Genomic DNA, 22,399 nt, shown 5'->3' with positions numbered 1-22,399 from the left:
GCAGGGCTTGCCGTAAACTACCACAAAGAGAGATGTATGAGAAGGGTTTTTCGGGCTAGGTATCAGTCGCAATCGAGGGATACGCATCCTGATGTTGATAAGTTTTTGATGCGGGCTTTTCGGAGTATGCCTGTTTGGAAGAAAGCGCATCTTGTTGATGAAGCAACGAAGGAAATTCAACACTGGGCGCTGGTTGGTATTCGTAATCAGTTTTTTAAAATTAGCTTAGCAGAAGTTAAGTTTCAATTAGCAGATCGTTTGTATAAAAATAATCAAGGAAAAAAATTGTGGATGCAGAAGCTATACAATTGGCATTAACGATTGCAACTATCTTTGATACTTTGGAAATTCCTTACTTAGTTGGTGGTTTAGTTGCTAGTTCTATATTAGGTGAACCCCAGCTAATTATTACTCAGAATCCTCAAAGGCTGGCTTGGCTACCTTCTGCTGAAGATATCATTTTACAGAAACTCATTTGGTAACGTATGAGTGGTGGAGTTTCAGATAGACAATGGCGTGATGTATTAGGCGTGCTAAAAGTCCAAGCAGATAAACTTAATATCAATTATTTAATCCAATGGGCTGAAAGTTTAATATTACAGAAATACCAACACAAGCATTCCAACAAGCTGGAGTTATTAATTAATATTTATTATACATATTTCTTAGGAAATATCTCTCCTCTGCATTCTCTATGCCTAGTCAGGTTCGTTTAATTACATCAATTCTTTGTTAAAATGGTTTATCATTAAATAATGTAAATAACTAATTACATCAAACTACCAAGTTAAAGAACTATGGCTGAAATGTCTGACCGTCAAAAGCGCATCATGGAGCATATCGCTCGCAGTAAAGGAGAGTTTATCAAAACTCCAATTTATTCAGAACAGCGTAAGCAGCAGATTATGGAACATATTCGCTTGAGTCGGGGAAAATAATGCAAATATCAACTAATGCTTTTGTCTTTCCCTTTTTGAAAAAACTGTTGTAAGATTTCGCTGGGTTTACGATCCCAGCGATCTATGTGTTCGTATATTAAACCTGCTTCAGTGAGTTTATAGGTTGAGTAACCATGGAAGAAGATATTAGCTTTCCAAGGTACGCGCAATACCCCACCTACTGTCCAATTAGCAATAATAGTATGTATTTCTGCTTGATATACGTCATGCAGGTCGAAGTGGATTTCAGTGAAAAACAATTGACCGTGAAATCGTAAAGTCCAAAAGATAATTCGGTAGTTTAGTTTACCTTTGAACTTATTGACTGGATCTTGAAAGTAGATGTCTTGAGTATATATATCGTAAGAGATATCTTGCTCAAAAAGTGTAGGTAAATCCTCTTTAAGCGTGGCAATGACTTTTTCGATTTGCAACTGATATTCTACATTCATTGCGCCTCAAAAGCGATTTTGGAGGAAGCGAAAAAACGATTGAATTCTGCGATTGGAATTTGAGTTTGCAGGATGTCCGCTGTAGTTATTATACGGAAGTGATCGCAATACTTTCCCTAAAACATCCTGATCTTCGCGCAACCCTTCATAAAAGAAGAACACTTCGCCAGAAATCCCGCGACTACGATTATAAGAGATCGCCTGTCGCAAGTGTTCTGCACTTATGCGATAAGAACCTAATTTAATTAAGATTCCTGGTGATAATTTTGCTAACTGTTCGCGATTCAACTGCTGCGTGACGCGATCAACAACTTGTTTGTAACTTGCAAAGTCGCGGCGATAAATTTGCGGATGGATGATATCCACCAAACCGCGTTCTAACCAAGCTTTGGAATCTTGAAGATATTCTTTGAGTCCCCAGTCATAAATATTCGGCGACATTGATACGAGCAAATCGGAGTTAATTGCCTTGACTTCTTGATAAAGACGTGCTAAGAAATTTGTTAATATATTAGCCCGCCATTGTAGCCATTGAGACTCTTTAGGGTTCGACGGCGGATAGCAATGAAAACTTTGCCGATAGTGCTCTATAGTACTTGCATCATAACCACCTTCACAAGGTAATGCAGGTAAGCGATCATCGCCTTGAACGCCATCAATATCATAGTTTCTAACGACTTCTAGCATCAAATCCAACATAAACTCTTGCACTTGCGGATCAAGCGCATTCATCCACTCAAAGCCATTCTTCTTGAGTAAATTCCCGTTAATATCCCGCGCCGCCCACTCTGGTTTCTTTGCTAAAATCATTCCGCCATCAGAATTGTAAGAACTAGCAAAACCATATTCAAACCATGGAATTACCTTAATCCCAACTCGCCGCGCCTCGACAATAATTTCCGCCAAGGGATCTCTACCTTGATACCGTGGGTCGATTTCCACATCAAACAGCGATCGCATAATTGGACTAGGGTAAAGCGTAAATCCCTTATTCCAAACATCAGGAAACACAACATTAAACCCTGTCTGTGCTAAAAAAGCCATTGCTTCAGCAATATTTTGCCGCGAATGCAGCACCCGACTATCAGTATTAGTTATCCAAACACCTCGGATTGCCATAACTCCTTAGTAATAATACTCACAACAATTTCTTTGTATCCTTTGTGTCTTTGTGGTTCATTCAAACAACAGATTTATGTATACAACCGACTGGAAACACGAATACATTACTACCAACGGCATCAAACTGCACTACGTTACCCATGGAGATGGTCCTTTGATGCTTATGTTGCATGGGTTCCCAGAATTTTGGTATTCATGGCGGCATCAAATTCCAGAGTTCGCTAAAGATTATAAAGTTGTTGCATTAGACTTGCGCGGTTACAACGATAGCGACAAACCGAAACAACAGTCAGCGTATGTGATGCGCGAATTTTTGCAAGATGTTAAAGGCGTCATTACCGGACTGGGATATGACAAGTGTATTTTAGTAGGACACGATTGGGGAGGTGCGATCGCGTGGAGTTTTGCCCACACCTACCCCGAAATGGTAGAACGTCTCATCATCATGAACATACCTCATCCAGCCAAATTTGCTGAGGGACTACGTACACCACAACAACTGATGCGCAGTTCATATATGTTTCTCTTTCAGCTACCCTGGCTACCCGAAATGCTGATCCAAGCCTCAGACTATCAAGCAATTGAGACAGCTTTCAAAGGTATGGCAATTAATAAAAGCGCTTTTACCCAAGCAGATATAGACGCCTATAAAGACGCAGCCAGTAAACGCGGTGCATTAACCGCCGCACTTAATTATTACCGTAACGTATGGCAACAAAGATTACTTAATCACAACTGGGATGTTTTAGAAGTTCCAACATTACTCATTTGGGGTGAAAACGATACTGCACTTGGTAAAGAACTTACCTACGGTACAGATAAGTACGTCAGAAACTTACAAATCAAATACATTCCCAACTGTAGCCACTGGGTACAGCAAGAAAAACCGCAACTAGTTAATCAATATATGCGCGAGTTTCTCGCTTAGACAAGGTTTGATAAAATTAAGTCATTCTCACAGCATTCCATATCATATGCGCGATCCTCTGCGGAGTTTAAAGTTTTTACCTTGGCGATCGCTGCTACAAGTTGCGCTGCTAGTTGCTGTCATTGTCATCGTTTTAGACTTTCTTCTCGCCTTGGGATACATTCAATCAGATGTATTCCGACGTTTACTCATGCTGATCTACGCCCCACCCCTGGGAATCATCATCTCTTTAGCCATATCCTTAGGAGTGGGGGCGTTAGGAGTTTATTTACTAGAGCGCTATTATCGCTTAGTATCAATCAACACAGGTTCTTTATGGGCATTAGTTCTGTGTTTAGCAGTCATTCTATTTCTCAAATCACTTCTACCACTTCCAGTCGTCCTATTTAACCTAAACCAAGCAACTTTAATCGGAATTATTATTGGCGTCTTCTGGAAAGGACGCCCCTACTGGCGCTAAAAATCTCAAATAAATTATCAATATCCTCTCTCATTCTTTACTCTCTGCGATCTCTGTGTCTCTGTGGTTCGTCAAAAAACAGGATAAACAATGAAAATAGGATTTCTCGGTACTGGACTCATGGGACTTCCCATGGCACACAGATTATTAAGTGCCAATCTTGAACTCATTGCCTACAACCGTACTACAGAAAAATTGACACCACTCAACGAAGCTGGTGCAGAAATTGCAACACATCCGCAAGCAGTCATACAAGCAGCAGAGTGCATCATTTTAATGCTGACAGATGCGACCGCGATTCACAGCGTACTTTTTTCGGACTCCTCTCAAGAATTAGCCGGAAAAACAATTATTCAAATGGGAACAATTTCTCCTACCGATAGCAAAGAAATTCGTGACAACGTTGTTGCCGCTAAAGGCGAATACTTAGAAGCACCTGTTTTAGGTAGTATTCCCGAAGCAACCGCAGGCAAATTAATTGTTATGGTAGGTGCAACCAAAGAACAATTTCAACAGTGGTTGTCCTTATTGCAAAACTTTGGTTCTGAACCTCTGCACATAGGTGAAGTTGGTACGGCTGCGGCGGTGAAACTCGCCCTCAATCAACTTATTGCTTCACTAACAACAGCTTTTGCGCAAAGCTTGGGATTAATTCAGCATCAAGGAATTGATGTGCAATTATTTATGCAAATTTTGCGTAATAGTGCGCTATACGCGCCGACTTTTGATAAAAAACTCTCAAGAATGGTCGAGCATAATTATGATAATCCTAATTTTCCCACAAAACACTTACTCAAAGACATCAACTTATTTATTGCTGAAGCGCAAGCCGCTGGTTTAAATGTAAGTGGCGCAGAAGGAGTAAAACAAATTATTGAAGCCGCAACTAGTCAAGGTTTCGCTGACGCAGATTATTCCGCACTCTTTTCTGCTGTCAAGCCTGAGTGATGGATAATAAAAAAACCAGATATCCACTACCTCAGGAACCTGGCTGAAATCTATATGATTGTGGATATTGATTATAGCGATAGTCACTGGGGGCGGGTCTTTCTAACCTCCGACCTCTGAACCCTACTATATCAGCTAGCGCTAGATACCGAGAAGGCGACAAAAATAACTCCACTCACTAAGACAGCAGCTACGACTCCCCAGATGACAAAATTGCGCTGTTGTGCTTTCGTTGGGGGTTCTGCTGCATACATCTTTGGTTCTTTGGCAAAATTGTTAAGACGTCCGCCTTCTTCTGTGGTATAGGGCATAAGTAAAATCCTTTTTTTCTGCTTATTTTAACTAAGCTTAATCACGACTAGTATATATACTCTACCATCTTAGCAACAAATCTTTACAAGGAAAATGCTAAAGGTGAAGAGTGGTAGAGATTGAGAGATTTAATCCTGACACCAGATACTAGCTAGTAATTGTGCCTGAAAGCGGTGAACTGGGGCTAGCGTAGTCTTTAATAGGGATTCTCCCAGCAAGATAAGCAAGACGTCCGGCGATCGCCCCCATACTCATTGCGCGTGCCATTGCTGGTGGGTTGTGGGCTTGGGCGATCGCCGTATTAATCAACAACGCATCCGCGCCTAATTCCATTGCTTGCGCAGCTTCACTCGGAGTCCCAATTCCCGCATCTACTACGACAGGAACATTAGCATTTTCAATGATGATTTGAATATTTGCGGTGGTTTTCAATCCTTGTCCTGAACCAATCGGTGAAGCTAACGGCATCACAGTAGCACAGCCAACGTCTTCTAACCGCTTAGCTAACATTGGATCGGCATTGATATAAGGAAGTACAGCAAAGCCTTCTTTCACTAACTTTTCTGCGGCTTCTAATGTTCCAATAGGATCGGGTAGCAAATACTTAGCATCAGGAATAACTTCCAACTTGACAAAGTTATTATCTTCTTGCCCTAACAACTTCGCCATTTCTCGCCCTAAACGCGCGACACGAATCGCCTCTTCTGCTGTTTGACACCCCGCAGTATTAGGCAACATCCAAATTTTATTCCAATCTAAGGCTTCTGCTAAACCTTCGTGTCCTGGTGCATTAGTTTGAACGCGACGTACTGCAACTGTGACAATTTCGCAACCACTGGCAACAATACTTTGCTGCATTTGTTCGATGCTGCGATACTTTCCTGTACCTGTCATCAAGCGCGAGTTGAATCTACGTCCTGCAATTATGAAAGGAGTATCAATTTCTACTAATGATTCTATTGGTTTTTCGAGCGTTTGCATTTTTGTCGCAGGTGATAAAAATTGAGTTGGTGATGATTTTGGCAATACCAAAGTCAGTTTGTTGTCTGGGTAAAATCGCGAGAAATGAAAGTGTTCTAACAAGGGATGCGATTTTTGTTGCCAAATGAAATCAGCAATTAACTTTGCTGTGACTGGTGCTAATAAAATACCATTGCGATAATGTCCAGTCGCCAGCGTCAAATTATGGCAAAGGCTAGAACCGAAAATTGGTAACTCATCTGGTGTCGCGGGACGAAATCCCCACCAAAATTCATCAATTGGGTAATTTTGTAATTGCGGTAGTAAGCGCGTTGCGTTTTGTAGTAGAGTTTGAATTCCTAACGGGGTATTGTACGGTGTCAATCCCACATCTTCACTTGTTGCGCCAATGATAATTCTGCGATCGCGACGCGGCACAATATATGTATCTGAGCCGTACAAAACTCGCTGTAGTGGTAATTCATAATGACTTTCAGGGACTCGCAGCGATAACATTTGCCCTTTTTTTGGACGTACCGCAATGGGTAATAATTCGTTTGACCAAGCACCCGCAGCTAGCACATAATGTTCAGCACGATAGACACCCGCTGAAGTTTGTACGCCAATGACACGTCGTTGCTGCTGTTGAATTGCTTGTACAGTAACGTTGTCTTGTATATTAATTCCTAAAGACTCCGCAGATGTCCATAGCGATCGCATCAGTGCCCGATTATCTACTTGCCCATCTTCAGGATACCACCAACCGCCAATGACATCGCGACTTAATCCTGGTTGATACAAATGAATCGCATTCTGATCTAGCCAGTAAGCAACTGCATCATCTTCTGCTGTATCGCTTGGTTTTTGATAGATAGGGGCTAAGATTCCACAAGCCCAATATCCTGTCGTGACACCAGAAAGTTGTTCGAGTTTATCAATCCATTCAGGATACAGCGATCGCGATTCTAAGCATAAATCGCGCATTGCCCCAGAATGAATTTTCTCCGCCTGTGGTGCTAGCATTCCCGCCGCTGCATGACTTGCTGCTGCACGAAAATCACGACTGAGTACCGTCACTGAAGTACCACGGAGTTTCAGTTCCACGGCGATCGCTAAACCAACAACGCCGCCACCAATAATTAAAACGTCACTTGTCGTCATTGCTAAAAAGCTGACTTGCCTTTACTGCGGATCGATTTCAAAAGTTCACGTGCTTATCTTTAGACTAACGCTAATTGAGAGGTGAGTGATTAATGGTTAGTAGCTAGTGGCTAGTGTTTAGTAAAAGAGAAGTTCATAAGTATTATTTATCCTCTGCTTCCTCAACTCCACACAATATCTGTACCTTGTCCCCAAAAACCATTAAATTTTTTCACTTTCACGTCTCCTAGCACTTGAGTTTGACAAGCCAAACGTAAGTTTCTTGTAGGATCGTGGGGAGGAAGGGAACGTCGTGCTTTGTCGCGCCAGTTAACTTCTGATACTTCTCCTTCAACGAAGACAGCGCAGGTACCACAAGTACCTATTCCGCGACAGTTAATAATTGTAGCGTTGCCATCATGAGGGTTGACTTCATTTTGCAGCAAAACTTGACGCAAATTAACGCCGCGAACGCATACTATTGTCTTTCCTTGAGCTACTAGCACTTTTGAGGAAATGTCAAGTTTGGTAACAGGTAATGTATTGATAAATTTTCTTTCCAATTACCAATTACCACCGTTCTGCTTGGGACACTACAAGCAACGTAAGGCGAGTTCGCTCATTACCAATTTTTAAGTTACGTTTATTTTCACCGATTAACTTACCTTCTGTAGTGGCATTTTCCTAAAATACTCTTCTCCAGGTTTCAAATTTTGTCCGGTTTCAACCTATGAATGCAAATTCCTCAAATCGACTTTGGATTTATGACACGACATTACGCGATGGTACTCAGCGCGAGGGACTATCGGTGTCAATTGAAGACAAACTACGAATTGCCCGTAGGTTAGATCAATTAGGGATACCCTTTATTGAAGGTGGTTGGCCTGGAGCAAATCCTAAGGATGTACAATTTTTCTGGCAATTACAAGAAGAACCACTTCAGCAAGCAGAAATTGTAGCGTTTTGTTCTACCCGTCGTCCGCATATTCCCGCCGCCGAAGATCCACTTTTACAAGCAATTCTCTCAGCTGGAACGCGCTGGGTGACTATTTTCGGTAAATCGTGGGATTTGCACGTTACCGAAGGCTTAAAAACGAGCCTCAACGAAAACTTGGCGATGATTCAGGATACAATTGCGTACCTGCGCAGCCAAGGACGCCGCGTCATTTACGATGCTGAACACTGGTTTGATGGCTTTAAGTACAATCGCGAATATGCTTTAGAAACCTTACGTACGGCGATCGCAGCCGGTGCGGAATGGCTTGTACTATGTGATACGAATGGCGGTACTCTACCGCACGAAGTCGGCGCAATTGTTAAAAATGTTGTGGAAGTTGTCGGCGATCGCAACTCGCCGCAAATTGGTATCCATACACACAACGATTCTGATACTGCGGTAGCAAATGCGATCGCCGGTGTCCTCGAAGGTGCGAGAATGGTACAAGGCACGATCAATGGTTATGGCGAACGTTGCGGTAATGCTAACTTGTGTTCGCTGATTCCCAACCTACAATTAAAATTAGGCTACTCGTGTATTCAAGCCGAACAACTTGCCCAACTAGCCCAAACAAGTCGCTTCATTAGCGAAGTTGTCAATCTTGCACCAGACGATCATGCACCGTTTGTCGGACGTTCAGCATTTGCACATAAAGGCGGTATTCACGTTTCTGCGGTTGAACGCAATCCATTAACTTATGAACATATTCCACCCGAACAAGTTGGTAATAGTCGCCGTATTATCATTTCCGATCAAGCAGGATTGAGTAATGTCATCGCTAAAGCGCGTACGTTTGGCATTGAACTTGATAAACAAAACCCTGCTGCTCGTCAAATTTTACAACATCTCAAAAACCTGGAAAGCCAAGGCTATCAATTTGAAGCTGCTGAAGCTAGCTTTGACTTATTAATGCGCGAAGCTTTAGGAAAACGCCAGCAGTTTTTTACAATTAAAGGCTTTCAGGTTCACTGCGATTTAGTATCAGGAATTGAACAACAAAATAGCGGTGCGTTAGCAACAGTAAAAGTCACAGTCAACGGTCAAGATATTCTAGAAGCCGCAGAAGGTAATGGTCCAGTAGCCGCGTTGGATGTAGCTTTGCGTAAAGCGTTAGTCAATTTCTACCCACAAATTGCTGAATTTGAACTTTCCGACTACAAAGTACGAATTCTCGACGAACATAGCGGCACTTCCGCTAAAACTCGCGTCTTAGTAGAATCACGGAGTCAACATCAACGTTGGACAACTGTCGGTGTTTCTACGAATATTTTGGCAGCCTCTTATCAAGCCGTTGTAGAAGGATTAGAATATGGGTTGTTATTGTATTCATCTACGGAGGCGGCATTTAACATGGTAATGGGTAATGGGTCATAAGTAATTGTTAACAAATGTCATTTCCTCCACTCACCAGGTTTGAAATTATATTTGTTTTCGCTTATTTACTTGTATTAATCTAATGTTTACTGCACTACGGAGATATCAAGAATCATTAGTTGCATTTATTGTCGTACTTTTGTGCATATTTGGAGTTATTTCACTGCAAGTACCTCAATTGAATCAGTTAACTACACGCGAACCGCTTACTGAAAAAGATCTAATAAGAGAGACTAAAGCTGAAAAAGTGCGACTGAATTTATTAAGAAAAATTCCTAGTTTTGGCTTTGATAATCTCATAGCAAACTGGGTATTTTTAAACTTTCTTCAATATTTTGGCGATGATGAAGTTCGTCCGCAAACAGGCTATAGCCTAAGCCCTGAATATTTTGAAATTATCTTAGAACGCGATCCACGCTTTCTACAAGCCTACTTATTTCTTTCTTCTAGCACCTCACTTTATGCAGGCATGCCAGAGCGTGCGATCGCTTTAATGAATCGAAATTTAAAACTGCTTTCTCCGACTGTACCGCAAAAATCTTATTATATTTGGCGTTACAAAGGAATTGATGAATTGTTGTTTCTAGGAGATTCCACCGCTGCGCAGCAATCATTTACAACCGCAGCACAGTGGGCAAGTGTTTACGCTGATGAAGAAAGCAAACAAGTTGCAGCAATTTCTCAGAAAACAGCAGAGTTTCTCTCGCGCAACCCCAAAAGTAAATCAGCACAAGTTGGTGCTTGGACAATGGTTCTGAGTAACCCAGTTGATGCAGCAACGCGTGACTTAGCAATTCGCCGCATTCAAGCGCTGGGCGGTGAAGTTTCAATCTCCCCTGAAAAAGTCGTACAAGTAAAACCACCAAAAGAAGATTAAACAGCCCAGCGAATAAATTCGCGGCTGGAAAACCTTGAAAACTAAGTCCACGAAGGTGGACTAAATGCAAAAATAAATATTTAATGTATGGGGTAAACTAACATTTATTGGTATAGCGGTAAATTAATCCAAAGCAACACAATAGAATTAGCAATTGACGATCCTGGTCTACTCTACGGCGCAACTGTATTTACAACGCTGCGAGTCTATCATCAATCACTCGCTCATCCCCTCACCAATTGGCAAGCCCACTGCGATCGCCTGCGTCATAGTATCGAAACATTCGGTTGGCAACTCCCTAATTGGGAACAAATTCAGCAAGGTGCACTTAGCTTAATCTCACACTTTCCCGTTCTCAGAATTACCATTTTGCCTAATGGCTGCGAATTAATTACAGGAAGACATCTACCTAGAGACTTGACAAAAAAACAAAAATATGGGGTCAAAGCTTGGATTGCAACAAATTATGAAAGATCCTTACCCTTGCATAAGACAGGAAACTATCTCTCGCCGTGGTTAGCTAAATTAGCAGCACAGCAACACTCAGCCGAGGAAGCCATCTTAGTTGATGAACAGGGAAATTGGTTAGAGACGAGTACGGGGAATTTATGGGGGTGGCGCGATAACTGTTGGTGGACACCACCATTATCCGCGGGAATACTGCCAGGAATTGCGCGATCGCAACTATTAGAATGGATAAAACAGCATTGTCCAGTTCAAGAGGAACCTTGGTTTGTAGATGCAGTCGATACGTTTGAGGCGATCGCCTACTCTAATAGCGTTGTGCAAGTGATTCCGATCCATACGGTGATAAAACAGCATGGAGAAGTCATCCAAAAGACGTACAATCCCTACCACTCTAGTCTCAAGCTACTGCGACAACTTTACATAGCATGACAACTAGTCAAAAATTAATGTAGATTAAGAATAGTTAACAATTCCCATAAAAGCGCCCTCGCACATTAAATTAGGAGGATTAACCTCGGTGAATAAACGGTGGAGAAACGCGGGGCTGTACGCACTGCTTGCGGTTGTTGTCGTTGCGCTAGGAACAGCGTTCTTCGATAGACAACCCCAAAGTCGAGAGACATGGCGTTACAGTCAATTTATTCAAGAAGTAGAACAAGGCAGAGTTGAGCGAGTTAGCCTAAGTGCAGACCGCACGCGAGCCTTAGTCACACCTCTAGACGGTGAAAAACGAGTCGTAAACTTACCAAACGACCCTGACTTAATCAATATTCTGACTAGAAATCAAGTAGATATCTCTGTTTTGCCACAAACCGATGATGGCTTCTGGTTTAGGGCATTAAGCAGTTTATTTGTACCAGCACTACTTTTAGTTGGTTTATTTTTCTTACTGCGGCGCGCGCAAAATGGTCCTGGTAGCCAAGCGATGAACTTTGGTAAATCCAAAGCCAGAGTTCAGATGGAACCACAAACCCAAGTAACCTTTGGTGACGTTGCAGGTATCGATCAAGCCAAGCTAGAACTCAACGAAGTTGTAGACTTTCTGAAAAATGCTGACCGCTTCACCGCAGTCGGGGCAAAAATTCCTAAAGGTGTGCTACTCGTAGGACCGCCAGGAACGGGTAAAACTCTACTCGCGCGTGCAGTTGCGGGAGAAGCAGGCGTTCCGTTCTTCTCGATTTCAGGTTCGGAATTCGTCGAAATGTTCGTGGGTGTTGGTGCTTCCCGCGTGCGCGACTTGTTTGAACAAGCGAAAGCTAACGCACCTTGTATCGTGTTTATCGATGAAATTGACGCCGTTGGTCGTCAGCGCGGTGCTGGCTTAGGCGGCGGTAACGACGAACGCGAACAAACCCTCAACCAGTTGCTGACCGAAATGGATGGTTTTGAGGGGAACACAGGTATTATCATCATCGCAGCAACGAACCGTCCTGATGTCCTTGATGCTGCATTATTGCGCCCAGGTCGTTTTGACCGTCAAGTTGTTGTCGATCGTCCTGACTACGCTGGAAGAGTTGAAATTCTGAAAGTTCACGCGCGTGGTAAGACTTTAGCGAAGGATGTTGATGTCGAAAAGATTGCGCGTCGTACTCCTGGCTTTACAGGCGCAGATTTATCGAACTTGTTGAACGAAGCCGCGATTTTAGCTGCACGCCGCAATCTAACGGAAATTTCGATGGATGAAGTCAACGATGCAATTGACCGCGTCTTGGCAGGTCCAGAGAAGAAAGACCGCGTGATGAGCGAAAAGCGCAAAACTCTAGTAGCCTACCACGAAGCTGGTCATGCGTTGGTTGGTGCTTTAATGCCTGATTACGACCCTGTACAGAAAATTAGCATTATTCCGCGCGGTCGCGCCGGTGGTTTAACTTGGTTTACCCCAAGTGAAGACCGCATGGAAACGGGACTCTACAGCCGTTCCTACCTAGAAAACCAAATGGCGGTAGCTTTGGGCGGTCGTATTGCTGAAGAAATCATCTTTGGTGAGGAAGAAGTCACAACAGGTGCTTCTAATGACTTACAGCAAGTGGCTCGCGTTGCACGTCAAATGGTAACGCGCTTTGGGATGAGCGATCGCTTAGGTCCTGTCGCCTTAGGTCGTCAACAAGGCAATATGTTCCTTGGTCGCGATATCGTTGCTGAACGCGATTTCTCAGAAGAAACAGCAGCAGCAATTGATGACGAAGTTCGTGAATTAGTAGAAGTTGCTTATCGCCGCGCGAAGGAAGTTCTTGTCAGCAACCGTCATATTCTCGATCAGCTGGCACAAATGCTGATTGATAAAGAAACTGTAGACGCTGAGGAATTGCAAGAACTACTAGCTAATAGCGACGTTAAAACTGCTGCTTTCGCTTAATTTATAGCAGCTACCTTAGCTAACCAGCTAGAAATTTAATTAACTTAGGGTAATTTTAGAACTAACTAGAATTACCCTTATTTTTTGTATTGGATATGTGCGGTATCGATGCGAGTGCGAATGAATTCGCCACTACATAAACAAAGTCCACAGAGATGAACTTTTCTAGGAGTTCTATAAAGTTCATCTCCCCTATTTTTGGGTGATTTAGGGGGCTATCTCCAGCATCTTATACCATGTCACTTTGAAGGTTACTATAAAATAGGCAGCTTCAGAAGCCTGCGCCGTGCGGAGGTTCTCCCCGTTGAGAGAAGTGGCGTACAACTGGTGTGAGCAGAGGAGAAATGATTTGTAGTTTTTATTTAGTAAAATGTTATTACTTCTCAGACATCCTCTCAAATAATACAATTAGGACATTAATAACAATACTCTTTCAATATCTTATTCGCACAAAAATAGGACAAGATGTACATCCTGTCCCGTCTAAATTAATAATTCTAAAAAACTTACGAGGCTTCAACTTTTGGTTTGCCCGAAGCACGCTCGAACCATTCTTGGTATGTTTTTTGGCGTTCAGCGTCTTCGACAACAATTTCTATACGCACTTTTTTACATCCTTGACGACGTTCGAGTGCGATCGCATTCAATAATAAGCTAGCAATTTTAGGTGAATCAAATTCTCCACTTACTGTCAAACCATTAACCGATCCTATTTTTGTACCAAATGATTGTGTTAATTGGTTTACTTCTCCTTCGCGCAACTCAATTCCCGTCAGTTCTTGTTGTCCTAGCTCTATTTCTGCAAGTTGTTTGCGCTCTGGGCTGACTTGTTCTACGATAAGTTTTTCTCGTCTTACGGGAATTTCTACCATCCGAGTTTCTATTTCTTTCCGGACAATGACTTCGCCAACTTTGCGTTTGTTGCGGTCAACAATGACTCTTTCGCCAAGCAAGCGAATAATTTCATCTGCTAATCCTTCTGGACTACTTGATGTAGACTCAGCCACGACTACTGCACCTTCACGAGTTTCACTGCTACTTGATGTCATAGCAGTATACTCTGTTGTATTTACAGGTGGAACGGGATTATTATTATTTTCTGGAAATTCCATTGTCGATCTTCCTGTAGCTTTACATTGTGGTAAATTTTCACTTTCTTCTGGACTGATATTTACCAAAACAGTCTTATTTATTGGATCTATTCTCTGAACCAACTTACTTACTAATAAAACTGGATGAGTCTTTTGTAAATCTTTTAACAATAAAACTAAATTAATTTGTTTATTTTTGTCTAGTTTTAGATCTATTACCGTAGCAAATATTTTGCCTTGGTTATTCAAAACAACGAAGTTACTTAACTTACTCTTTAGTTTTTCCAGTAGTGCATCTATACGGTTATGGCTTCGCATAGATTCATCTCTGAGTAAAAACTTTTGGTTATTCATTTCCCTTTACATAACTTATTTTAACTGCTACTTAAAATTAATTATTTCATCTTGATTTTTAAATCTTAAAAATCAAAAGTAGGGGATGTTAATTTATTTTTACCCCTACTTTTCTACCGCTTAAACTTTAAACCGCAAAGCGTAAAAGTGAAACTTTATTTAAATGCGGTCATTAGGTAGACGGTCTTGGTTCTCAACAACTGTACCTTCGTTGTGAATTTCTAACTCTTCACGCCGAATTGTTTCTTGAGCTTGAACTGTTTCTTGATCTACCTCTTTTCTCACTCGAACTTCTTCACGAACAAACGCTTCCTTGCGTACTTCTGGAGTTTCTTCGTAGAGTTCTACACGAGTTGTTTCACCTTCACCAAATCTGACCTGACTAGGATCGACAGCTTTACCCGCATCGGTAGGAGATACTCTTTCAATGACTACGCGCTCTTTCTCAATAGGAATAGAGACCTGCGCAGTTTCGGTTTCGACACGCTTACCGATGGAAACTTCACCAGCTTTCCTGCGTACTTTATTAGCAACTAAACGCTCTTGATAAAGCTTAAGATTTTGATTTGCGTCTTCCTTAAGGTTGTACAAATCCTCATCGTACTTGTAGTCATACGTATCGCGGGTATAAGTAGGTTTAGGAGCGGGAGCCGCCATACCAACGGTTGCTGCTGTGTCTAATGGTGCTCCTTCTAAAGGAATCTCAGCGGTAGCAGTTTGACCGCGATATACGCCGCGAACGCGCTCTTCGTAGTCATAATCAACTGCCATATTTTCATCAAATTCTGGCAAGTTTTCTGCTTGTTCTCTGGTCATTCCTACTGCGTACACGCGGTCTGCACCATAGTCAATCCGCGAACGACCGACAGGCATTAATACTTTCTTACCAAAAATCCAGAAGCCTAAATCAACTATAAAATAACGAAAATTACCTTCTTCGTCTACTAAAACGTCACTTACTGTACCGATCTTTTCGTCTGTTCCTTGTGCATATACGCTCATTCCTTTAACATCATTACCATCAAAGGCTTCGCGATAGTCTGGGTCAAAGTCACTAATTTTTAGAAGTGCCATACAAATGATTCCTCAACCTTGCATTACATAGCTTCTAATATAGGTAGTTTCTAATAATTATCCATCTTCCTATCGAATGAAATAGAATTTATAAAAAGCTTACTAGTGATAGATATTTTTTAAACTTATTGCTAAGTGATATAGTAAGATGAAGCTTGTAAAAAATTAATTTTAGTTTTTGGGATTGTGCGCGGATGATTAGCACATTCTCTTTAAATTCCACATATTTTAGTATTCCTTATGGAAGACCATACTAAATATTATATTTTATTCATCATTCTTGCGAGTGAATCCTAAATTAAACTCCAAATTTCCTAACTGTTAGGAAACTTGGAGAAAGACCTGTAGCTCAGTGAAGTAGAAACAAATAAAATTCTTAGTCTAATTTCACACCATGCGGTTTAGATAGGGTCATTATGAATTGTATTTGTTTGGTTAATATTAGGTTGACCTTCGGTGTCAATGTCTAGTTCTTCTCGACGGATTATTTCTTCAGCCTCTACAGTATTTTGTTCGACGATTTTTCTAATTCTAACTTCTTCGCGAACGAACGCTTCTTTGTGGATCTCCGGCGTTTCCTCGTACAATTCAATACGTACAATCTCACCCTCTTGAAAGTCAAGTTCTCCAGGAATTACAGTTCCACTCTCTGTAGTAGATACGCGTTCGATAACAACGCGCTCTTTTTCTAGTGGAATTGCTACTTTTGCGGTTTCAGTTTCAATTCGTTTACCAACGGCGACTTCACCTGTTTTCACGCGGTTTTTACTTGCTATTAATCTTTCTTCATATAGCTTTAATGTTTGGTGATTCTGCTCATTTAAGTTGTAGAGCGAAGAATCATTTTCATAGCTGTATGAGTCCCGATTGTAGGTAGTAGGATTAGTTAAATCATTATTTTGCGCGGTTGCGACTAAAGGACGATAAACGTCTCTCACTTGCTCCTCATAGTCGTATTCCACCGTTGACTGTTCATCATATTCTGGTAAACCTTCAACTTGTACTTTAGTTAAACCATCTACTGTGACGCGGTTTGTATTGTAGTCGATCCGAGATAGTCCTATAGGTAGTAGGATTTTTTTGCCCATAGCCCCGAAGCCTGTAGCAATTACCAAATATCGAAAATGACCTTCTGCATCAACTAAGGCAGTCATGACTGCACCTATTTCTTCGCCTCCTTCGGTGTAAAGCTTCAAATTCTTAATGTCATCGCCACCGAAGCTTTCTCGATAATTTGGGTCGAAGTCTTCGAGTTTGTACAACGGCATACTATTAATTACCTATTACTCTATATTACGTAATACCTAGACTAAAAATATCTTTGCTTTACTCCATCCTTCTGACGACTGACTTAACGTCGTTTTAAGGCTTAAATATTAGGCGACACAAAGATACCCTGTCTTGATATTTAAGATTTTTAAATTTTATGAGGAGAGTTTTTCAGAAAAGATTTAGATAGTAACGCTATGGTATCAGAGGAAAATAATTAAAGACGCCTGTATTTTGACAAAAACAACATATTGTGCCTCGAAAGCATGAGTTTTATTTATGATCAAGGCTTGGTTAGATTTGGTGCAACAGAATCGAGCGATCGCAGTCATTCGGGCGATTCAACACGAACAAGGCTATCAAATGGCAAAAGCCGTAGCTGCTGGCGGAATTAAGTTAATTGAAGTCACGTGGAACAGCGATCGCAGCGCAGATTTAATCGCGCGCCTGCAAGCTGAATTACCCCACTGTACGATTGGGACAGGTACACTGCTAGATTTAGCGCAGTTGGAAAATGCGATCACCGCCGGAGCAAAATTTCTTTTCAGCCCGCATTGCGATACTGCAATGATTCGCGCAGCGGTGCAACAAAATATACCGATTATTCCTGGCGCGCTCTCACCCACAGAGATTATGACTGCTTACACTGCTGGAGCCAGTTGCGTCAAAGTCTTTCCGATCCAAGCGGTAGGAGGTGCAAGCTACATTAAAAGTTTGCAAAGACCTCTCGGACATATACCATTGATTCCGACAGGGGGCGTGACGCTCGCAAATGCGTCCGATTTTATTGCAGCCGGAGCGATCGCGGTAGGTTTAGCCAGCGAATTATTTCCTAAACATTTAATTGCAGCTGGAGCTTGGGAAACGATTAGTCAACAAGCTAAAACCCTAGTGGAGCAACTTCATAAAATTCAATGACTCATAACACAAGGTACGATCGCCCAACTCAGATCAACATTGTTCATTTCTACTTGTAATAGCTTGGCATCGATCAAATTGGCTCCCCGCAGAATTGCCGAATTGAGATTAACATCCGTAAGAATTGCGCGGTGCAAGTCGGCTCCACTCAAGTTTGTTTTACTCAAGTTTGCCCAACTCAAATCCGCTTCGGTTAAGTTTGTGGTGACAAGTTCTGCTTGCTCTAAATTGGCTCCGCGCAGATTTGCCAAAATTGCTTTAGCGGCGATCAGATTTGCACGGTGTAGATTTACTCCAGTTAAGTTTGCCCCACTCAGATTTGCTTGCGATAAGTTAGCTTCACTCAGGTTTGCACCCTCTAAGTTTACTCTACTCAAATCAGCGGCAGTTAATTCACTGGCAATCAATTCTGCGCGTTCTAGCTGCGCACCACACAAATGCGATCGCATCAACTTTGTTTCTGTAAGATTTGCGCGATTTAAATTAGCATCAACTATGACGGCTTCGGTTAAATTTGCTTTGCTTAATTGAACTCCACTCAAATTTGCTCTGCTTAAATCTGCTCCAGTCAAGTTTGCCTCGTCTAGATTGGCGCGGCTTAAGTTAGCTTCGCACAATGTTGCTTTGTTGAGGTTTGCGCGCCACAAATTGACACCACTAAGATCTGCACCTGTTAAATTGGCTGCGGTTAAATCTACTCCGACTAAATGACTGCCGTTAAAGCGAGTCGCCGTCATGGTAGCTTGTTTGAGAATAACGCCATTCAAGTCGGCTCCCACTAAAATTGACCGACTTAAATCTGTAGCCTCTAAGATTGCTCGTTTGAGGACTATACCACTTAAATTGACTTCTTGTAAGGATGTATGACTCAGATCGACGTTGGGAAAATAGCGTTCTCCTGCGGCGTATCGCTTCAGGAGTTCTTCAGCGTTCATAGTAGTGAACCTCTGGCGTGAATTGCCTACAGACTGAAGTCTGTGGCTAGACTAACTAAGTTTGCCTGCGCACACTTGATAATTTCATTTGTTACTGAGTGGTTCATGCTCAATTTTTACCTGCACGTGTTGCTCAACAATGCGCACGGGATAAGTACGCAATCGTTCAAGCTGTTGATGTAAATGCGGTAGAGCTTCTAAAGGATAAACGCATCGCGGATAAACGTTTTCTCCAGTACGAATATCGTACTGAAAATGATGCCAGGGACAATCGATTATTCCTTGCCACACCATAGCTTTTGCAAGTGAGAGTTTTTGATGTCCGCACAAGCCTTGTAAGGCGTAAAATTGACCGCGATCGTTGACGATCAAAATTGGTAAACCTTCTACTTGTACGAGCTTTGTTGTCCCTGGTGGGATGTCGTCTACTGTGGCGACAGTGACGTAGCACACGGTTGTTAACTATGATTGTGAGGTACGACTAAGAACCTAGAAGTATAGGGTGATTCTCCTGGCGCACCTCGCCGGAAGTGTCCTGATGGTCCTTCTCCTAGAAATTCACTAAACCAAGCTTCGTGTTCTATTTCTTCATTGAGAATCGCAAGCGATAACTCGTACGTGCGGTGATCTTTACCAAATGCCATGTTGCAGATATCACTATAGACACGAATTGCACACCGCTCCGCTTCGACTAATACTTGCAACAGTGGACGAATATCGCCTTGTTCTACTGCTTGTTTAGCTTCGAGAACTGCGGTTTGTGACTCGTCGCTACCGCCACTTGTAAATCCAACGCGGGGGGTAGCATCGCTATTATTATGATGACGATCTGGAAGATAAGCATCTGGGCAAGCTGCTAGATTTGCGAAGTCACGAATATCACGCGGTAACTCACCGCCTAACTCGTAAATGCGGGGAACGAGTGCTTCAAAGTGGTTGCGATCTTCAAGTCGCGCATCTTCGATAATTTCTTTGAGTCCTTCGCCCTCTAAACCAATCGCATTCGCACGCAAAATTGTGTAGTAATAGTAGGTGGTAAACTCTGCTGACGCGGCGCAGACTAACTTGTCTAAAAGTTCTTTGACATCAATTCCAGCTTGTTCCACCATCTGCAGTGCAACTTTACCCATGGGGAACCTCCTTGTAGCATTTAATTCATTTTTAAATTGTTTTTTAATAGCTCAATACAATAGTCAAGACTATTGCGTACCCAAGCAAAAAATCTCATGATTGGGTGTAGCTGCCACCGGCACTCCACTTCACACCATCTTTCTATCGGGTGGCAAACTACACTTTAAACAGCAAATTTGTGATTCGCGGCTTTATGAGTAGAAATTCTACTGCACATTGCCTACATTTTTAATCTTGCCTAAATAAATCGCCAACGTGTTGACTTCGACAAAAAAGTTAAAGTATTTGTTGACCGGAGAAACGGGATACAAGCCCCGTCCTTCAGGACGGCTTTTCTTCTTTGAGCTTGTCAATCCAATCTTCAACTAACTGAGTCATACTTTTCTTTCGTTGCTTTGCAATGCGTCATAGTTTGTTCATGCGTTCGATTTTGATTCGAATATTGAGTCTTGAATCTTTCATTTTTGGCTACACGATGGCTACACATTACGTTATGTAAGTATGAAAGCTAGATATCAGTACAGATTCTACCCATCCAAACAGCAGTAGAGAGACTTAGCAAAGCTCTTTGGTTGTGTTCGTGTGGTTTGGGATAATGTGCTGACCCTGTGCAAAGCATCAGATCAGAAAAGTTACCTGCGGCTAATGAACTGCAAAAACTTTGCATTACGCTGGCTCAGAAACGAGAGAAACGAACCTGGTTAAGTGAAGTCTCAAATATCCCATTGCAACAGTCAATTCGGACTTAGGAGCAGCACCAGGGCAAACGCATCTAATTAAAAAAAAACTTTATACACGCATGAAATTATAAAGAGTGTTGTAAAAAAGGATTCAATTAAAAATAAAACCTTTGTTAAAGTGAATAAATGCTTAGAGAAGTGACATGGCCGATTAACTTGAACTTGTGAAACTTCAACCATCAACTGCAATTTCTGAATACTTTGGAGAACTAGAAGATCTCAGGATAGAGCGAAGTAAATTACATAAGTTAATTGATATTATTTACTATTACTATCTGTGCTGTCATCTCAGGAGCCGATAGTTGGGTAGATGTAGACTTGTATGGAAAAACGAAGTACAAGTGGCTAAAAAAGTTTTTAGAATTAGCTAATGGTATTCCTTCACACGATACTTTCGCACGAGTTTTTGCGCGGTTAGATACCCAGTACCTACAGCAATGTTTTTTGGGATGGGTAAAATCAATTAGCCAGCAGTTTCCGAGAGAAATTGTGGCGATTGATGGTAAAACTCTCAGGCATTCTTACGATTCGAGCCATGACAAGTCAGCAATCCGTATGGTTAGTGCTTGGGCAAGTGCTAATCGCTTAATTTTGGGACAAGTTAAAGTTGATGTAAAATCGAATGAGATTACAGCTATTCCTCAACTTCTACGAGTTTTATACCTAAAAGGGTGCATTGTCACCCTGGATGCAATGGGATGTCAAAGAGAAATTGTTAGCCACATTGTTGCCCAATCAGCGGAATATGTAATCACTCTCAAAAAGAATCAAGGAAGCCTTTATGAACGAGTAGAAGCAGCATTTAAGCAAGCTCTACAAAAAGATTGGTCAGGAGGCTGCCACACAGACTATAAGGTTAAAGAACAAGGGCATGGAAGAGAAGAAACCCGATATTATCGCAGCTTAAATAGTTTGGTTGAACCGCTCGACCCTTTAGGAAAATGGTCTAATCTTAACTCTGTTGGTATGGCTGAATATTTCAATGTCAAAAAAGATGGCACAGTTTATTTTGAGCGTCGATATTATCTTAGTAGTCTCAGTTTAGATGCTAAAGAATTAGCTAAAGTTATTCGGAAACATTGGACAATAGAAAATCAGTTACATTGGGTTCTAGATGTACAATTTGACGAGGACACTTCGCGAATCAGAAAAGATAATGCTCCAGCGAACTTAGCCGTCATTAGACACATTGCCCTTAATTTATTAAATCAAGAAAAAACAGTCAAAACTGGAGTTAAAAGTAAACGAAAAAAAGCAGACTGGGACAATGATTATCTTTTGAAGGTGTTAAAGGGTTAAACTCTAGTTGGAGATTTTATGAATCTTAGCTCCTCAATGGGTTTATTTTTGTCTCTCTATCAACCTGAGTTGTCCAGTCTGATAGAAAGCGTTTAATTGAATCAGAAAACTTATGCATCATTAGCTAGATAGCTTTCCTCATCCCATTTTCTAATTTTAAGATGCGTTTGCCCTGCTGCAAGATCTAAGTTGAACCAACTAGAAGCATTGGGTGGATATGACACTAGCCAAACAGGAGAGGTAATCGCAACAGTTG

At 41.7% G+C, this 22,399-nt stretch carries 23 protein-coding genes and 1 pseudogene; 12 read left to right on the top strand and 12 right to left on the bottom strand.

Going from position 1 to position 22,399, the window contains the following annotated elements; genetic code table 11:
- Positions 1-36 precede the first annotated feature (36 nt).
- The 3 genes from NIES1031_RS00655 (at position 37) to NIES1031_RS24090 (ending at position 938) form a co-directional block, all read left to right on the top strand.
- Complete coding sequence (locus NIES1031_RS00655; RefSeq protein ID WP_143167675.1) at positions 37-318, top strand: hypothetical protein; 282 nt, start codon at positions 37-39, stop codon at positions 316-318.
- Positions 309-482: a hypothetical protein gene (locus NIES1031_RS23560; RefSeq protein ID WP_178378008.1), complete on the top strand. Its 174-nt coding sequence runs from the start codon at positions 309-311 to the stop codon at positions 480-482. Before NIES1031_RS00655 ends, NIES1031_RS23560 begins: the two co-directional genes overlap by 10 nt.
- Positions 483-797: 315 nt before the next feature.
- Positions 798-938, top strand: a complete 141-nt coding sequence (locus NIES1031_RS24090; RefSeq protein ID WP_178378007.1) for a hypothetical protein — start codon at positions 798-800, stop codon at positions 936-938.
- Between the two features lie 8 nt (positions 939-946).
- Here the strand turns inward: NIES1031_RS24090 and NIES1031_RS00645 are convergent, their stop codons facing one another.
- Together NIES1031_RS00645 and NIES1031_RS00640 are read right to left on the bottom strand one after the other, a co-directional pair.
- Positions 947-1,390 carry a C6orf136 family protein gene (locus NIES1031_RS00645; RefSeq protein ID WP_073547635.1) on the bottom strand — a complete coding sequence of 148 codons (444 nt, stop codon included), beginning with the start codon at positions 1,388-1,390 and terminating at the stop codon, positions 947-949.
- A gap of 6 nt (positions 1,391-1,396) precedes the next feature.
- Entirely contained in the window at positions 1,397-2,509 is a 1,113-nt protein-coding gene (locus NIES1031_RS00640; protein ID WP_073547634.1) for a glycoside hydrolase family 10-like protein, read from the bottom strand.
- A 76-nt stretch (positions 2,510-2,585) separates the two neighbouring features.
- Between NIES1031_RS00640 and NIES1031_RS00635 the strand changes: the two genes are divergently transcribed.
- The 3 genes from NIES1031_RS00635 (at position 2,586) to NIES1031_RS00625 (ending at position 4,848) form a co-directional block, all read left to right on the top strand.
- Positions 2,586-3,440, top strand: coding sequence for an alpha/beta fold hydrolase (locus tag NIES1031_RS00635; RefSeq protein WP_073547633.1), 855 nt, complete (start codon positions 2,586-2,588; stop codon positions 3,438-3,440).
- A 46-nt stretch (positions 3,441-3,486) separates the two neighbouring features.
- A complete protein-coding gene (locus NIES1031_RS00630; protein WP_073547632.1) occupies positions 3,487-3,900 on the top strand; it encodes a peptide chain release factor 1 in 414 nt (137 codons plus the stop codon).
- Between the two features lie 90 nt (positions 3,901-3,990).
- Positions 3,991-4,848 carry an NAD(P)-dependent oxidoreductase gene (locus NIES1031_RS00625; protein WP_073547631.1) on the top strand — a complete coding sequence of 286 codons (858 nt, stop codon included), beginning with the start codon at positions 3,991-3,993 and terminating at the stop codon, positions 4,846-4,848.
- Between the two features lie 131 nt (positions 4,849-4,979).
- On the opposite strand, the gene psb34 is transcribed toward NIES1031_RS00625, so the two are convergent.
- The 3 genes from psb34 to NIES1031_RS00610 form a co-directional block, all read right to left on the bottom strand.
- Positions 4,980-5,159, bottom strand: a complete 180-nt coding sequence (psb34, locus tag NIES1031_RS00620) for a photosystem II assembly protein Psb34 (protein ID WP_015188588.1) — start codon at positions 5,157-5,159, stop codon at positions 4,980-4,982.
- Between the two features lie 148 nt (positions 5,160-5,307).
- A complete protein-coding gene (gene thiO, locus NIES1031_RS26175; protein ID WP_073547630.1) occupies positions 5,308-7,281 on the bottom strand; it encodes a glycine oxidase ThiO in 1,974 nt (657 codons plus the stop codon).
- 161 nt (positions 7,282-7,442) lie between these two features.
- On the bottom strand, positions 7,443-7,823 hold the full coding sequence (locus NIES1031_RS00610) for a 2Fe-2S iron-sulfur cluster-binding protein (protein ID WP_236738664.1): 381 nt from the start codon (positions 7,821-7,823) through the stop codon (positions 7,443-7,445).
- A 167-nt stretch (positions 7,824-7,990) separates the two neighbouring features.
- Here NIES1031_RS00610 and cimA point away from each other — a divergent pair, with 167 nt between their 5' ends.
- The 4 genes from cimA (at position 7,991) to ftsH3 (ending at position 13,332) form a co-directional block, all read left to right on the top strand.
- A complete protein-coding gene (gene cimA / locus NIES1031_RS00605) occupies positions 7,991-9,631 on the top strand; it encodes a citramalate synthase (protein WP_073547629.1) in 1,641 nt (546 codons plus the stop codon).
- Between the two features lie 82 nt (positions 9,632-9,713).
- Entirely contained in the window at positions 9,714-10,508 is a 795-nt protein-coding gene (locus NIES1031_RS00600) for a hypothetical protein (RefSeq protein WP_073547628.1), read from the top strand.
- A 102-nt stretch (positions 10,509-10,610) separates the two neighbouring features.
- Positions 10,611-11,405: an aminotransferase class IV gene (locus NIES1031_RS00595; RefSeq protein WP_073547627.1), complete on the top strand. Its 795-nt coding sequence runs from the start codon at positions 10,611-10,613 to the stop codon at positions 11,403-11,405.
- 88 nt (positions 11,406-11,493) lie between these two features.
- On the top strand, positions 11,494-13,332 hold the full coding sequence (gene ftsH3, locus NIES1031_RS00590) for an ATP-dependent zinc metalloprotease FtsH3 (RefSeq protein ID WP_015188582.1): 1,839 nt from the start codon (positions 11,494-11,496) through the stop codon (positions 13,330-13,332).
- 506 nt (positions 13,333-13,838) lie between these two features.
- Here ftsH3 and NIES1031_RS00585 read toward each other — a convergent pair.
- The 3 genes from NIES1031_RS00585 to NIES1031_RS00575 all read right to left on the bottom strand — a co-directional run bounded on the left by NIES1031_RS00585 (position 13,839) and on the right by NIES1031_RS00575 (position 17,119).
- Complete coding sequence (locus NIES1031_RS00585) at positions 13,839-14,444, bottom strand: DUF2382 domain-containing protein (protein WP_218596610.1); 606 nt, start codon at positions 14,442-14,444, stop codon at positions 13,839-13,841.
- A gap of 492 nt (positions 14,445-14,936) precedes the next feature.
- The gene (locus NIES1031_RS00580; RefSeq protein WP_073547626.1) at positions 14,937-15,851 is read right to left on the bottom strand and encodes a DUF2382 domain-containing protein; all 915 of its coding nucleotides are present in this window, start codon (positions 15,849-15,851) and stop codon (positions 14,937-14,939) included.
- A gap of 401 nt (positions 15,852-16,252) precedes the next feature.
- Positions 16,253-17,119, bottom strand: coding sequence for a DUF2382 domain-containing protein (locus NIES1031_RS00575; protein WP_073547625.1), 867 nt, complete (start codon positions 17,117-17,119; stop codon positions 16,253-16,255).
- A gap of 280 nt (positions 17,120-17,399) precedes the next feature.
- On the opposite strand from NIES1031_RS00575, the gene NIES1031_RS00570 reads away from it, so the two are divergent.
- The gene (locus NIES1031_RS00570; protein ID WP_073547624.1) at positions 17,400-18,038 is read left to right on the top strand and encodes a bifunctional 4-hydroxy-2-oxoglutarate aldolase/2-dehydro-3-deoxy-phosphogluconate aldolase; all 639 of its coding nucleotides are present in this window, start codon (positions 17,400-17,402) and stop codon (positions 18,036-18,038) included.
- Here the strand turns inward: NIES1031_RS00570 and NIES1031_RS00565 are convergent.
- The 4 genes from NIES1031_RS00565 to NIES1031_RS24085 form a co-directional block, all read right to left on the bottom strand.
- Positions 18,032-18,973, bottom strand: a complete 942-nt coding sequence (locus NIES1031_RS00565; protein ID WP_073547623.1) for a pentapeptide repeat-containing protein — start codon at positions 18,971-18,973, stop codon at positions 18,032-18,034. The genes NIES1031_RS00570 and NIES1031_RS00565 overlap by 7 nt on opposite strands.
- An 84-nt stretch (positions 18,974-19,057) precedes the next feature.
- Positions 19,058-19,426 carry a Rieske (2Fe-2S) protein gene (locus NIES1031_RS00560; protein WP_073547622.1) on the bottom strand — a complete coding sequence of 123 codons (369 nt, stop codon included), beginning with the start codon at positions 19,424-19,426 and terminating at the stop codon, positions 19,058-19,060.
- 5 nt (positions 19,427-19,431) lie between these two features.
- Complete coding sequence (locus tag NIES1031_RS00555) at positions 19,432-20,103, bottom strand: Dps family protein (RefSeq protein ID WP_073547621.1); 672 nt, start codon at positions 20,101-20,103, stop codon at positions 19,432-19,434.
- Positions 20,104-20,310: 207 nt separating this feature from the next.
- Entirely contained in the window at positions 20,311-20,457 is a 147-nt protein-coding gene (locus NIES1031_RS24085) for a hypothetical protein (protein WP_178378006.1), read from the bottom strand.
- 551 nt (positions 20,458-21,008) lie between these two features.
- Between NIES1031_RS24085 and NIES1031_RS00550 the strand changes: the two are divergent.
- Positions 21,009-22,143: pseudogene (locus NIES1031_RS00550) on the top strand (ISAs1 family transposase).
- Positions 22,144-22,399 lie beyond the last annotated feature (256 nt).

The sequence above is a fragment of the Chroogloeocystis siderophila 5.2 s.c.1 genome, assembly GCF_001904655.1.
In the GTDB taxonomy this organism is placed as follows: domain Bacteria; phylum Cyanobacteriota; class Cyanobacteriia; order Cyanobacteriales; family Chroococcidiopsidaceae; genus Chroogloeocystis; species Chroogloeocystis siderophila.
Note: the sequence above shows the minus strand (reverse complement) of the source record. Positions and strands in the feature narration are given on the sequence as shown.